Origin of the sequence: Streptomyces ossamyceticus, from assembly GCF_001418475.1 — a bacterium.
Classification (GTDB): Bacteria; Actinomycetota; Actinomycetes; order Streptomycetales; family Streptomycetaceae; genus Streptomyces; species Streptomyces ossamyceticus.
Map to the genome: position 1 here is coordinate 1 of NZ_LIQX01000304.1, position 13,446 is coordinate 13,446.

Annotated in this window: 10 protein-coding genes; 5 read left to right on the forward strand and 5 right to left on the reverse strand. The window is 73.9% G+C overall.

Features of this window, described 5'->3' with window-relative positions; translation table 11 throughout:
- Positions 1–162: 162 nt before the first annotated feature.
- Together AOK15_RS22785 and AOK15_RS22790 are read right to left on the reverse strand one after the other, a co-directional pair.
- A complete protein-coding gene (locus AOK15_RS22785) occupies positions 163–1,527 on the reverse strand; it encodes a phosphomannomutase/phosphoglucomutase (RefSeq protein ID WP_055519816.1) in 1,365 nt (454 codons plus the stop codon).
- A 303-nt stretch (positions 1,528–1,830) separates the two neighbouring features.
- Positions 1,831–2,253: a DUF3499 domain-containing protein gene (locus tag AOK15_RS22790; protein WP_055519818.1), complete on the reverse strand. Its 423-nt coding sequence runs from the start codon at positions 2,251–2,253 to the stop codon at positions 1,831–1,833.
- Between the two features lie 345 nt (positions 2,254–2,598).
- Here AOK15_RS22790 and AOK15_RS22795 point away from each other — a divergent pair, with 345 nt between their 5' ends.
- Entirely contained in the window at positions 2,599–3,054 is a 456-nt protein-coding gene (locus AOK15_RS22795) for a metallopeptidase family protein (protein WP_055519820.1), read from the forward strand.
- A 99-nt stretch (positions 3,055–3,153) separates the two neighbouring features.
- On the opposite strand, the gene AOK15_RS22800 is transcribed toward AOK15_RS22795, so the two are convergent.
- From AOK15_RS22800 to AOK15_RS22810, 3 genes are all read right to left on the reverse strand, one after another.
- Positions 3,154–4,641 carry a DUF5719 family protein gene (locus tag AOK15_RS22800; protein ID WP_055519821.1) on the reverse strand — a complete coding sequence of 496 codons (1,488 nt, stop codon included), beginning with the start codon at positions 4,639–4,641 and terminating at the stop codon, positions 3,154–3,156.
- Positions 4,638–8,255 (reverse strand): glycosyltransferase, encoded by a 3,618-nt coding sequence (locus AOK15_RS22805; RefSeq protein WP_107099484.1) that lies wholly within the window; start codon positions 8,253–8,255, stop codon positions 4,638–4,640. The genes AOK15_RS22800 and AOK15_RS22805 overlap by 4 nt, the downstream gene beginning before the upstream one ends.
- 237 nt (positions 8,256–8,492) lie before the next feature.
- Entirely contained in the window at positions 8,493–8,756 is a 264-nt protein-coding gene (locus AOK15_RS22810) for a WhiB family transcriptional regulator (protein ID WP_003975777.1), read from the reverse strand.
- A 670-nt stretch (positions 8,757–9,426) separates the two neighbouring features.
- On the opposite strand from AOK15_RS22810, the gene AOK15_RS22815 reads away from it, so the two are divergent.
- The 4 genes from AOK15_RS22815 to AOK15_RS22830 all read left to right on the forward strand — a co-directional run bounded on the left by AOK15_RS22815 (position 9,427) and on the right by AOK15_RS22830 (position 13,412).
- Positions 9,427–9,924, forward strand: a complete 498-nt coding sequence (locus AOK15_RS22815) for a cysteine dioxygenase (RefSeq protein WP_055519825.1) — start codon at positions 9,427–9,429, stop codon at positions 9,922–9,924.
- 81 nt (positions 9,925–10,005) lie between these two features.
- Positions 10,006–10,965: a 2-phospho-L-lactate transferase gene (gene cofD, locus AOK15_RS22820; RefSeq protein ID WP_055519827.1), complete on the forward strand. Its 960-nt coding sequence runs from the start codon at positions 10,006–10,008 to the stop codon at positions 10,963–10,965.
- Positions 10,962–12,290 carry a coenzyme F420-0:L-glutamate ligase gene (locus tag AOK15_RS22825; RefSeq protein ID WP_055519830.1) on the forward strand — a complete coding sequence of 443 codons (1,329 nt, stop codon included), beginning with the start codon at positions 10,962–10,964 and terminating at the stop codon, positions 12,288–12,290. The genes cofD and AOK15_RS22825 overlap by 4 nt, the downstream gene beginning before the upstream one ends.
- Before the next feature lie 120 nt (positions 12,291–12,410).
- The gene (locus tag AOK15_RS22830; RefSeq protein ID WP_055519831.1) at positions 12,411–13,412 is read left to right on the forward strand and encodes a DNA-3-methyladenine glycosylase family protein; all 1,002 of its coding nucleotides are present in this window, start codon (positions 12,411–12,413) and stop codon (positions 13,410–13,412) included.
- The last annotated feature ends 34 nt before the right edge of the window (positions 13,413–13,446 follow it).

Here is a 13,446-nt window from a genome sequence, read left to right on the forward strand (position 1 = left end):
CCTCCACGGTCCCGCCCGGTCCGGGGCGGGGTTGCGCCTGACCGGGCGGGACCGTGGAGGGCCCGGATCGGCCGTGCGGCAGGCCGCCGCCGCGCCGGACGGGGGTCGGGGGCCACCCTCACCGTGCCGGGCGCGGCCCATCGTCCGCGCGGGCGGGCGCGGTCACCCTCGGATGATCGCCAGGACCTCGTCGCGGAGCTTGGCCATCGTCGTCTCGTCGCGTGCCTCGGCGTTCAGGCGGAGGAGGGGCTCCGTGTTGGAGGGGCGCACGTTGAACCACCAGTCGGCGGAGGACACCGTGAGGCCGTCGAGCTCGTCCAGGGCCAGGCCGTCCTGGCCCGCGTAGGCGGCCCTGACGGCGGCGAGGCGGGCGGTCCGGTCGGCGACGGTGGAGTTGATCTCGCCGGAGCCCACGTAGCGGTCGTACTGGGCGACGAGGCCGGAGAGGGGCCCGTCCTGGCCGCCGAGGGCCGCGAGGACGTGGAGCGCGGCCAGCATGCCCGTGTCGGCGTTCCAGAAGTCGGCGAAGTAGTAGTGGGCGGAGTGCTCGCCGCCGAAGATCGCGCCGTTGCGGGCCATCTCGGCCTTGATGAAGGAGTGGCCGACGCGGGTGCGCACGGGGGTGCCGCCGCACTCCCGGACGACCTCGGGGACGGACCAGGAGGTGATCAGGTTGTGGATGACCGTGCCCTTGCCGCCGTGCTTGGCGAGTTCGCGGGAGGCGACCAGGGCGGTGATCGCGGACGGCGAGACGGGGTTGCCCCGCTCGTCGACCACGAAGCAGCGGTCGGCGTCGCCGTCGAAGGCGATGCCGAGGTCGGCGCCCTCCTCGCGGACGCGCTGCTGGAGGTCGACGATGTTCGCCGGGTCGAGGGGGTTGGCCTCGTGGTTGGGGAACGTGCCGTCCAGTTCGAAGTACATCGGGACGAGGTCGAGGGGCAGGCCGGCGAAGACCGTGGGGACCGTGTGACCGCCCATGCCGTTGCCCGCGTCGACGACGACCTTCAGGGGGCGGATCGCGGTGAGGTCGACCAGGCCGCGCAGGTACGCCGCGTAGTCCTCCAGCGTGTCGCGCCGGGTGATCGTTCCCGGGGTCGCGGCCGGTGCGGGCGCCCCGGACTCGCTCCAGGTCTCGGCGAGAGCGCGGATCTCGGCGAGGCCGGTGTCCTGGCCGACGGGGGCGGCGCCCGCGCGGCACATCTTGATGCCGTTGTACTGGGCGGGGTTGTGCGAGGCGGTGAACATCGCGCCGGGCAGGTCGAGCGCGCCGGACGCGTAGTAGAGCTGGTCCGTCGAGCAGAGGCCGATCTCGGTCACGTGCACACCGCGTGCCGCCGCGCCGCGCGCGAAGGCGCGGGAGAGGCCGGGTGAGGAGGGCCGCATGTCGTGGCCGATCACGAGGGCGTCCGCGGCGGTGACCTGGGCGAAGGCGGCGCCGAGGAGTTCGGCCAGGGACTCGTCCCACTGGTCCGGGACCACACCGCGTACGTCGTACGCCTTCACGATCGTCGACAGATCTGCAGCCACGGCCAAACCCTCCTGAAGTCCTCACCGGATCGCCCCAAACTACCGGGCCGGTGTTACGGCCGCCCGTGTGACCTCCGGGGTCGTGGCCCCTGCCGGGAGGCGGCGCCCGACACGGCGGGTCGGGCGGAGACATGGGCGGACGCGGCGAACCGGGCGTCGGCGAGGGCGGAGCGTCAGGGGGCGCGCCGGTGAGCGCGGGCGACGGGCGCGAGGCACCACGGGGTTACGGACGCGAGGCGCCGCCGGGGGGGGGCGACTGACGCGAGGCACCGCGGGGCCGCGGCAACACCACCGAGCGGGGTGTCAGTTGTCGGGTGAGCGCAGGACGCGGAGGTGACCCCGGCGGGCGACCTCCATCGGGTCGGCCGTACGGGCACCGCCTCCGGCCTCCGCGGCGCGCTGCTGCGGGCGGGCCGCCTCACGCACGGCGTTGGCGAGCGCTTCCAGGTCGTCACCGCTGGGGCGGGCGGGGGCCGAGGAGTCCAGCAGCCGGACGACCTCCCAGCCGCGCGGCGCGGTGAGGCGCTCGGAGTGCTCGGCGCACAGGTCGTAGCAGTGGGGTTCGGCGTAGGTGGCGAGCGGACCGAGGACCGCGGTCGAGTCGGCGTAGACGTACGTCAGCGTCGCGACGGCGGGACGGCCGCAAGCGGTGCGCGAACAGCGACGTACAGGGCTCACGACGTTGGACGGTACCGCACTCTTGAGCGGGCCGCGACGACTCTCCACCAGGTCACTCGACCGTGTCGTGGTGTGAGGCGCCCCACACGCCCCTCCGAACCCACCTCGCTGACCTGCGAGTAACCCCTCGTCCGGAATCCCGAACGGCCCGAAAGACGCTCAATTATCGCCACAAACCAGATCATTGGATGCGAGTTCATCGGTCCGGTAGAGGATGGATTCGAGCCCAACCTTGGCTGGATTGGTCATCCGGCGTCGGGCCGTACGGTCCTGCGGCGCACCCGTGTTCGGCGCGCCGGTTGGACGTACCAGGTCAGCGGCGTCGGAGCGGGGGTGCGGCGCGGGGAGCGGAGCCGGGCGGGCGCACCTCGTGAGGACTACGCTTCGCAGGTGATGGACAACCTCGTACCGCCGCCCGCCGCCTCCGCACCCGGGCCCCGCCGTCGTGATCGGCACGGCCGGGGGATGCGCGGCCCCATCGCGCCGCCGCAGGTGCCGCTCGCGGCGAGTCGGGCGGAGGTCTTCGCCGACCTCGTGCAGGACTCCGTGGAGCGGCTGGAGCGGCGGTGGCCGCAGCTGGCCGACATCGACTTCCTCGTCCTGGAGGTGCCCCGGCTGGACGGGCCGGGCGACGGGGTGTGGAACGACGAGGCGGTGCCGCTCGGCGGGATCGTGCCGGCACGGGAGGGGCGGGTCGCGCGGGTGGTCGTGTACCGGCGGCCGGTGGAGATCCGGACGAAGGGGCGGGACGAGCGGGCGGCGCTGGTGCACGAGGTGGTCGTGGAGCAGGTCGCCGAGCTGCTGGGGCTGAACCCGGAAACCGTGGATCCCCGGTACGGGGAGGACTGACCCCGCCGGGGGCGCCCGGGAGAAGCACCCCCGCCGGCCGTAGGGCCCTTCTGACGGATCTCCGTGGGAGAAGGGCCCTAGTCCCGAAGTACTGCCACGTCAGTCCTGAAGTACTGCCACGTCCTCGCGGGCCTGGGGGACCGCTACCGTTCCCCGGTCGTCGGGGAGGGTCTGGATGGTGAAGGCCGGGATGGCGTCGACCTTGGACTCCAGGGTGCGTGAGGCGTAGACGGGGGTGTCGGTGAGGGGTTCCACGGTGAGGGCGTAGGGGCCCTTCAGGCCCGCCGGGGCCGGGAACTCCACGTTCTGGGTGGTGCCCGCCTTGATGGTGAACGTCTTCGTCGTGGGCTCACCGGCGGAGCCGCCCGCGGATGCCGTCACCTTGACCTTGGCGGTGCGGCCGGGGGCGGTGAGGGCGAGGGTGGTGCCCTTGGCGCGGTTGTCGGCGACCGTGGCGCGCTTGCCGACGGGGCGGGTGGCCGGGATGAACGCCGTCTCCTGGTCCGCGCCCTTGCCGCGGACGACACGGAGGGCGGCCACCACCGGGATCGACTCGTCGGTGGGGCTCAGCAGGAGCGAGCCGGCCTCGCCGCGGGTGATGGCGCCGAGGTCGGCCGTGGCGGTCATCCCCGCCTTGACGTGCAGGGTCTCGCTGCCGGCCGGGGTGATCGTCCCGGAGGGCGAGGCGAGCCGGAGCTTCAGGTCGGCGTCGGTGTCACCGGGGGTGAAGGCGATCAGCTGGACGGATGTGGCGTCCTCCGGGATGCCGGGGAGGACCGCGGTGGCGGCCGGGTCGGCCGCGGCGGCCAGCCAGTCGCCGCCCTGCTTGCCGTCGAGGGCCTGTACGGCGGCGCCGACGCGACCGCTGCGGACGCTGACGTGGATCGTCAGGTCGGCCTGCTTCTCGGTGGTGAGCGTCGACAGCAGGACGGGTTCGGTGGAGCGGGGCCGGACCGTGATGCCCTCCCCCACCGTCGACTTCAGCTCGCCGTCCTTGCCGTACAGCTCGATGTCGACGACGGCCGCCGCGTCGTCCGGGTTGGTGAGGTGGACGTAGTCGGTGCGGCCGGCGGCCGTGCTGACGCCCGGGAACCAGAACTGCGTGTCCGGTGCGGTGCAGTTGACGCCGAGCAGGCCACGGCCGGTGCCGGCGGCGACCTCGGTGGTCTCCTGAACGGTCCAGCCGGGCGCGAACCTCCCCTCGGCCGTGCCGATCAGCGCGGGCGCGTCACCGCCGTCGGTGCTCCCGGTGGCGGGCTTGCCCGGCTCCTTGGGCTCCAGGACGGGCTTGGCCTTCTTGCCCTTCCCGCCGCTGTCCGCCGGCTCCTCGCCGGCGGAGACCAGTTGGGCGCCGCCCTTGCCGGAGGCGCCCTTGGTGACGGGCGTGAAGGACGTGTACGCGGTCTCGGCGATGTCCGAGGAGCTCGGCCGGGGACAGAGCAGGCTCGTGCGCTCCACGGGGAGTTGGGCGGCCGCCTCGACGGCGGTGTCGCCGCCGGAGGCGTCGGGCGCGCTGAGCACGGCGAAACCGGTGACGGCGGCGAGGGCGGTCGTGCCGGCGATCAGGGACAGGGTCGTGCGGTTCACTGCTGGCTCCCGTCGGGGCGCTCGGGGTCGGCGCCGGTGCCGTGCGACGGGTCGTACGTCGCGTCGTAGCCCTGGGTGTACGTCTGGTCGTAGGAGGCGGCGTCGCCCCCGTAGGAGGCGTACGGGTCGTACTGGCCGCCCTGGTAGGGGTCCGCCTGGTAGTGCTGCTGGTCGTAGGTGCCCGCCGGGTACTGCTGGGCGGCCTGGTACTGCTGGTCGTACTGGCCGTACTCGGCGCTCGCGTAACTCGGGGTGTCCCACTGCCCGTACGCCTGCTGCTCCGGGACGGGGACGGCCGCCGGGGCCTCCTCGGCGGGCGGGGGCGGGGTGTCCGCGGCCCGGTCGGCCTCGGCCTGGGCGCGCAGACGGCGGGCGCGGCGGCCGTCGCCGGTGGCGTCCTGGGCGGGTACCGCGACGGGCTCGTCGGGCAGGTCGTCGTCGACGTCCCGGCGGCGGCCCGGCAGGGCAAGGATTACGAGGACGACGGCGAGCGAGCCCTGCGCCCACAGCCAGCCGGTGTGGCTCACGGGCTCGTCGAAGGTGACGTCCAGGCGGCCTCCCCCGGTGGGGAGTTGGAAGCCCTGGGCCCAGCCGTCGACCGTGGTCGGGGTGAGCGGCTTGCCGTCGAGGGTGGCGGTCCAGGACTCGTCGGCGGTGTCGGCGAGGCGCAGGACGCGGCCCGAGCCACCGGCCGGGAGGGTGGTGTGCACGTCGACGGGGCCGGCCGCGACGGACTTCGGGTCGCCGGAGCCCGTCTCGACGGTGACACGGGCGACCTCGCGGTCCACGCGCCACAGGGCGCTGCCGTCCTGCTGGCTGAGCCGGCTCAGGCCGGGCGTGGCGTCCAGGACGCGGCTCATCTCGCGGGGGGCGCCCGGGCGGACGAGGACGTAGCGCACGGCGAAACCGCCGAGCTCGTCGGCCTGGTCGGCGCCGGAGCCGGCGACGAGGTTGGCGACGACCTTGTCGAGCTGCCGGTTCCGTCCGGCGGCGGCCGTGAGTTCCGCGTCGCCGAGGCGGACGCCGGAGCCGCGGACCAGGGTGTAGGAGACCTCGGCGGCCGAGTCGCTGTCGAGGACGAGGGTGCGGGCCTGGTCGCGGGTGCCGCTCTCCTCGGCGACGAACGCGGGGACCTGGACGGGGTCGCGGCGCTCCAGGGGCCCGTCGGCGCCGCCGATCATCCAGCCGGCGGCGGCGAGGAGGGGGCCGACGGCGGCGGCGAGCGCGATCAGCGCGGCCACCGGCTGACGCCAGCCGAAGCTCTGCTCGGCCACACGCGCGCGTGCCCCGTCGGCGCCCAGCGTGGCGGCGGCCAGGAGGGCGATGCCGTAGACCAGGGTCGCGGGGCCCGCCCAGGTGGAGTTGTTGGACAGGACGGCGAACACGAGTCCCACGAGGGCCGCCGTCCAGGCGGTCCCGATCGCCAGTCGGCGTTCCGAGCGCAGCAGGGCGGCCAGCGCGGCGAGGACCACGCCGACGAGGGTGAGGCCGCCGACCGTGCCGGGCCCGCCGGGGCTGATGCCGAGCAGATCGGTCGGGGAGGCCGCGCTCGCCCCGTACTCCAGGCCGGCCTCCTGGAAGAAGCCGAACGGCAGCAGGGTGAGCGACCAGGGGGCCAGGATCAGCAGCGGGGTGCCCAGCTGGGCGAGGAAGCGCGGGCCGTAGGCGGTGATCTCGCGGCGGCGCACACCGAGCACGGCCAGGCCGAGGAACAGCGCGATGGGCCACACGATGGGGGTGAACGCGGTGGTGATCGTCAGCAGCAGCGCGTACGCCCAGGTGGCGCGCCAGCTGCCGCGCGCCCCCGTGCTGTTCGTGAGCCCGGCCGCGACGGCGCCCGCGCGGGCGATCAGGGGGAGCAGGATCGCGAGGACGGCGGTGCCGACGCGCCCCCCGGCGAGGGCGCCGGTGACGGCGGGCAGGAAGGCGTAGACGACGGCCGCCCAGGCGCGCAGCAGCCGGGACTCGACGAGGGGCCGTGAGGCGAAGTACGCGGTGAATCCGGCCAGCGGCACGGAGGCCACGAGGAGCAGGGTGACGGCGAGGCCGGTCGAGCCGAACAGCAGGGAGGCGAGCATCGCGATGATCGCGAGGTAGGGCGGCGCGGCCTCGGCGCCGCCGGCGCCGATGGGGTGCCACGCGTCCAGGTAGCGCGACCACAGTTCCGCGGAGTCGGCGGGCGCGGGCAGCAGGGCGCCGCCCGCGAGGGCGCCGCCGCCGAGGAGCGCGCGGCACGCGGCGAGGGAGGCGAGCAGCAGCACGAGGAAGAGCAGCGGGCCCGGTTGGCGTGCGACGCGCTTGAGTCGGGCGAACTGCTCGACCTCCAGGAAGTCGGCGTCGTCGTCGCCGGGCCCGGACTCGACGGCGCCGCCGTGCCGTCCGGCCGAGGAGGTCTCGGTGTCGGAGCGGCCGAACAGATCACCGGCGGCCTGCTCGACGGTGGCGCGGACGGTCGCGCCGGGCGGCGGGAACAGCGCGCGCAGCTCGTCCTTGTCGATCTGCGCCCCGCCTCTTCTGCGGCGTCCGGCGATGATCCGCTCGGGCCGCAGCAGCGCGCTCAGCAGTCCGCGGATCTCGTCGACGGCCTGGCCGGGGACCTTGCCGACGAGGTAGGCGACGGTCCGCAGCAGGGTGCCGAGGACGATACGGAACAGCACCCAGGGGAGCTGTGCGGTACGGGAGTTGACGAGGAGGGTGTAGACGGCGCCCGCCTTGTCGACCATGTGCGGGGAGGCGGCGGAGCGGCCCACGCAGTCGACGGTGCGGCGCTCACGGGAGGATGCCTCGGCGTGCCGTACGACCGCCTCCGGGGCGACGAGGACGCGGTGGCCGGCGGCGGTGGCGCGCCAGCACAGGTCGACGTCGTCACGCATGAGGGGCAGCCGGCGGTCGAAGCCGCCGAGCTGCTCGAACACGTCGCGGCGGATCAGCATGCCGGCGGTGGAGACGGCGAGGCTGGGCTTGACGTGGTCGTGCTGGCCCTGGTCCTGCTCGCGGCGGTCCAGGCCGGTCCAGCGGCGGCCGGAGGCCGCGATGGTGACGCCGACCTCCAGGAGCTGACGGCGGTCGTACCAGCCGCGCAGCTTGGGGCCGACGACGGCGACGTCGTCCCGGCCCAGCTCGCGTTCGTTCTCCACGACGCGCAGCAGCTGGGCGAGGGCGTCGGGCTCGGGGGCGCAGTCGTCGTGCAGCAGCCACAGCCATTGCACCGGCTCTCCGTGCGGGAGCTCGGGCATGTCGTACGCGTCGTCGCGCCACGCGCGCGTGACGGGGTCCCAGCCGCTGGGGCGGCGGAGGTACGCCAGGTCGTCCTGGGTGAGCACGCCCGCGGTGCGGTTGGCCTCCTCGACGGCCTGGCCGAAACCGGTGCGCCGGGCGAGGTGCAGGACGCGGTCGGCGCCGAGGGCGTCGGCGAGGAGCTGGGCGGAGTCGTCCGCGCTGCCGGTGTCGGCCGCCATGGCGCTCTGCACGGGGCGCTCCTGGCCGAGCAGTCCGGCGAGCGCGTCGGGCAGCCAGCGGGCGCCGTCGTGCGCGACGAGGACCGCGGTCACCACATGACGTGGGAACTCAGGGGTGGCAGCGTCGTGGGCTGCGGTGTGGCTGTGCACGGACATCGAGGTACGGGCCCCGGTTCGATGGACTGCGGTGGACGTCTGTGTCCGGCGGGGACAGCGGGACGTCTCGGACGAGGGCCCACACTAACGGCTGAGCACCACGGCGGCCCGCCGCCTGTGGACAAGCCACCTGCGACGGGCCGTTGGTCACCCGGTTCCGCTGGGACGTGCTGCGGACTGCCGACTTCCTGTGGTGTGTGGTGTGCGGAAGGTGCGTGCGATGAGCGCCGCGCGGGCTCAGACGGCGGCCTTCTTGAGGCGCCGGCGTTCCCGCTCGGACAGGCCGCCCCAGATGCCGAAGCGCTCGTCGTTGGCGAGGGCGTACTCGAGGCACTCGGAGCGGACCTCGCAGGCCAGGCAGACCTTCTTGGCCTCGCGGGTCGAGCCGCCCTTCTCGGGGAAGAAGGACTCGGGGTCGGTCTGGGCGCACAGCGCGCGCTCCTGCCAGCCGAGTTCCTCGTCCGCGTCGTCGACCAGCAGTTGCTGCACGAGCTCGGTCATGTGCGCCCCTCGTCCGTCTTTCGCGTCCCCGTCGTGCGGCCGTTACCGATTTCGGCTGAACGACACGAGTGAAATTACAAGTGTGCTGCTACGGGCGAGTCAAGCCGAGATCTGCTATTGGGCCCCTTATTCACTCTGCGGAACCAAGGCTATGCGGAAAGTGTTCAAATCGGCATAAACCCTGACAGCAGCTGGCGGCGGGTGGAAGTCCCGTACGGTCCCCCTCCCTTACGAGGGAAGACGTCCAGGAGTTCGATCTCGTTCCGGCCCGCTCGCACTCACCCGTATCGGGTTGTGCGCCATGTGTCCCCGACTCCCCATGCACAAACCTTTCACCGGGGTGATGCACCGAAAGAGGTGAAGTGGCATCCACATACCGGACGTGAAGTTGACAGCAGAGGTGTGAACCGCTGTCCTAGTGGGCATGCTCGCGAACTTGGCACTCACCTCGACCCGCTCCGCCGGGTCCCTCGGTGCTGCCCGCGCTCGCTGTAGCTGTTGCTGTCCCAGCTGTTGAGCCCAACGCGCTCCGGCTGCCACTGAGTCCATCGCGGCTCGGCTGCTGCTCCCCTCCGCCCGCACCCGGGCATTCGCCCCGCCCGTGACCCGGGCGGACGGCACGCGACACCCGGCCATCCCCCACACTCTTCGCCGAGGACCACCTCATCCCATGAACAGCGACAGCGACCTCCAGATCGCCGGCGACATCCTCGAAGTACCCCACCTCCTGCGGGCGCCGCGCCAACATCCGGTCACCGTGGCCGAGTTCGCCGGACTGGCCCGCTCCATCGCCGAGGACCGCACCCAGTGGGAGCACCTCGTCGAGTACGACGCGACGACCCGCTGGTACCACCGGCTGCGCACCGGCCCCGGATACGAGGTGTGGCTGCTGTCCTGGGTGCCGGGTCAGGGCACCGGGCTGCACGACCACGGCGGCTCGTCCGGGGTGCTCACCGTCCTGGACGGCACGCTGACCGAGCGCACCGACCGGGGGGCGCGGGTGCTGCCCGCCGGCGCGCAGCGGGTCTTCGCGCCGGGTTACGCGCACGAGGTCGTCAACGACACGCTGGAACCGGCCATAAGCCTGCACATCTACTACCCGGGCCTGACGGACATGCCGATGCACACCAAGGCCTGCGCGACCCGGACGGCGACCGCCACGGTCTGACGCCGCGCCCCGGCCGAAACCGTTCGTGGTGGGGGGCGGGCGCGCGGTCCGTTGTCGTACCCGCCTGCGAGACTGGCTTCCATGCGCATTGTGGTTCTGGCGGGTGGTATCGGTGGTGCCCGGTTCCTGCGCGGCCTGAAGCGGGCCGCTCCGGAGGCGGACATCACGGTCATCGGCAACACGGGGGACGACATCCACCTCTTCGGCCTGAAGGTCTGCCCGGACCTCGACACGGTGATGTACACGCTCGGCGGCGGCATCAACGAGGAGCAGGGCTGGGGCCGGGCCGACGAGACCTTCCATCTGAAGGAGGAGCTCGCGGCGTACGGCGTCGGACCGGAGTGGTTCGGCCTGGGCGACCGGGACTTCGCCACGCACATCGTGCGGACGCAGATGATCGGCGCCGGATATCCGCTGAGCGCGGTCACCGAGGCTCTGTGCGACCGGTGGAAGCCGGGGGTGCGGCTCATCCCCATGACCGACGACCGGGTCGAGACCCATGTCGCCGTCGACCTCGACGGCGAGCGCAAGGCCGTCCACTTCCAGGAGTACTGGGTGCGGCTGCGGGCCTCCGTGCCCGCCGAGGCGATCGTGCCGGTCGGCGCCGAGCAGGCCAAGCCCGCGCCGGGCGTCCTGGAGGCCATCGCGGAGGCGGACGTGATCCTCTTCCCGCCGTCGAACCCCATCGTCTCCGTCGGCACCATCCTCGCCGTGCCCGGCATCAGGGAGGCGATCGCCGAGGCCGGGGTGCCGGTCGTCGGGCTCTCCCCCATCGTCGGGGACGCGCCCGTGCGAGGCATGGCCGACAAGGTCCTCGCCGCCGTCGGCGTCGAGTCCACCGCCGCGGCCGTCGCCGAGCACTACGGCTCCGGGCTGCTCGACGGCTGGCTCGTCGACACGGTCGACGCCGGCACCGTCGAGCGCGTCGAGGCCGCGGGCATCCGCTGCCGGGCGGTGCCCCTGATGATGACCGACCTCGACGCCACCGCGGCCATGGCCGGGGCGGCGCTGGCCCTCGCCGAGGAGGTGCGGGCGGCGTGAGCGAGGAGACCGCGACAGAGGCGTCCCCGGCCACCGGGTACCGGGTGTGGGCCGTGGCCGGCCTTCCCGAGATCCAGCAGGGGGACGACCTCGCCAAGCTGATCGCCGCGGCCGAGCCGGGGCTGCGCGACGGGGACGTGCTGCTCGTCACCTCGAAGATCGTGTCCAAGGCCGAGGGCCGGACGGTCGAGGCGGCCGACCGGGAGGCCGCGATCGACGCCGAGACCGTCCGGGTCGTGGCCCGGCGCGGCGCCCTGCGGATCGTGGAGAACCGACAGGGCCTGGTGATGGCCGCCGCCGGCGTCGACGCCTCCAACACCCCCGCCGGGACCGTCCTGCTGCTGCCCGAGGACCCCGACGCCTCCGCGCGGGCCGTCCGGGACGGGATCAGGGACGCGCTCGGGGTCGAGGTCGGCGTCGTGGTCACCGACACCTTCGGACGCCCCTGGCGCAGCGGGCTCACCGACGTGGCCATCGGCGCGGCCGGGGTACGGGTCCTCGACGACCTGCGCGGCGGCACGGACACGCACGGCAATCCGCTCAGCGCTACCGTCGTCGCCACCGCCGACGAGCTGGCCGCCGCCGGTGACCTGGTGAAGGGCAAGGCCGCCGGACTACCGGTGGCCGTCGTGCGCGGCCTCGCGCACGTCGTCGCCGAGGACTCCGGCGAAGGCACGAAGGCCCTGGTCAGGGGCGCCCGCGACGACATGTTCCGGCTCGGGACCTCGGAGGCCGTACGGCTGGCGGTGACCCAGCGGCGCACCGTGCGGGCGTTCACCGACGAGCCCGTCGACCCCGGGGCGGTACGGCGTGCCGTGGCCGCCGCCGTCACCGCGCCGGCGCCGCACCACACGACGCCGTGGCGGTTCGTGCTGCTGGAGTCCGAGGAGGCGCGCGTGCGGCTGCTCGACGCGATGCGGGACGCGTGGATCGCGGACCTGCGGCGGGACGGCAAGAGCGAGGAGTCCATCGCGAAGCGGGTGCGGCGGGGGGACGTACTGCGCAACGCGCCGTACCTCGTCGTGCCGTGTCTGGTGATGGACGGGTCGCACGCCTACGGGGACGAGCGGCGGGACGGCGCCGAGCGGGAGATGTTCGTCGTCGCCACCGGCGCCGGGGTGCAGAACTTCCTGGTCGCGCTGGCCGGGGAGCGGCTCGGGTCGGCGTGGGTGTCCTCGACGATGTTCTGCCGGGATGTCGTACGGGACGTGCTGGCGCTGCCGGAGGACTGGGACCCGATGGGTGCCGTGGCCGTCGGGCACCCGGCGGCGGAGCCGCCCGCGCGGGGCGCGCGGGACGCGGGGGCCTTCATCGAGGTGCGGTGAGGGGTCCGCAGACCTCTCCCTCCGGGGAATTGCAGCCTCGGCACTCCGGGAACCGCAGCCTCGGCAGAACCACCGCCTCCTATGCTCATAGGGCGCCCCATAGCTTCCTAGGACCTCACCGTGGCCGGACGTTTCTCCCCCCGACCCACTCGTACGACCGTGCGAGGCGGGCAGGTGGTGGTGCCCGGTGGGGTGCCCCGGCCCGCGGCCGCGCCGGGTCTTCGGCGGGTGTGGACGCCTGAGGGGCCGTTCGACCTGGGGCTGGTGCTCGGGCCGCTCAAGAGGGGGCCCGGCGATCCGACGTTCCGGGCGACCGCCGACGGCGCGGTGTGGCGGGTCTGCCGCACACCTGCCGGGGGCGGCACCCTCAGGGTCGCCGTGCGCGGCGGTGCCGTCGAGGCGGAGGCCTGGGGGCCCGGCGGCGAGTGGCTGCTCGACCGACTGCCGGCCCTGCTGGGGGCGGCGGACGAGCCCGCCGCGTTCGTGCCCCGGCACCGGATCGTGGCGGTGACCTGGCGACGGCGTCCGGGGCTGCGGCTGACACGGACCGGGCTCGTGATGGAGTCGCTGATCCCGTCGATCCTGGAGCAGAAGGTCACGACGGACGAGGCGTACCGGGCGTGGCGGCTGCTCGTGCGGAAGTTCGGGGAGCCGGCGCCGGGGCCCGCGCCCGCGGGGATGTCCGTGATGCCGACGGCCCGCGAGTGGGCGTTGATCCCGTCGTGGGAGTGGCACCGGGCCGGGGTCGACAACAAACGGGCGTCGACGATCCTGCGGGCGGTGCGGGTGGCGGGCCGGCTGGAGGAGGCCGTCGGGATGTCGCCGGAGGACGCGCGGGCACGGCTGGAGCTGGTGCCGGGCATCGGGCCGTGGACGTCGGCGGAGACGGTGCAGCGCAGCCATGGGGCGGCGGACGCGGTGACCGTGGGCGATCTGCATCTGCCGGGGATCGTGGGCTACGCGCTGGCGGGCGACCGGGACGCGGACGACTCCGTGATGCTGTCACTGCTGGAGCCGTACGCGGGGCAGCGGCATCGGGCGGCGCGGTTCATTCTGCTGTCGGGGCGGGTGCCGGGGCGGCGGACGCCGAAGATGCCTCGGTGGGACATCGGGCGCCTTTGAGCTTCGCTGGGGTGGGGGGCGCCCAGTAGCTCGG

What these genes read in the sequence shown, in the direction of transcription:
- AOK15_RS22810 (WP_003975777.1), bottom strand. Translation starts at nt 8,756, where the DNA reads ATGACCGAGCTCGTGCAGCAACTGCTGGTCGACGACGCGGACGAGGAA.
- cofD (WP_055519827.1), top strand. Translation starts at nt 10,006, where the DNA reads ATGCGCATTGTGGTTCTGGCGGGTGGTATCGGTGGTGCCCGGTTCCTG.
- AOK15_RS22805 (WP_107099484.1), bottom strand. Translation starts at nt 8,255, where the DNA reads ATGTCCGTGCACAGCCACACCGCAGCCCACGACGCTGCCACCCCTGAG.
- AOK15_RS22815 (WP_055519825.1), top strand. Translation starts at nt 9,427, where the DNA reads ATGAACAGCGACAGCGACCTCCAGATCGCCGGCGACATCCTCGAAGTA.
- AOK15_RS22795 (WP_055519820.1), top strand. Translation starts at nt 2,599, where the DNA reads ATGGACAACCTCGTACCGCCGCCCGCCGCCTCCGCACCCGGGCCCCGC.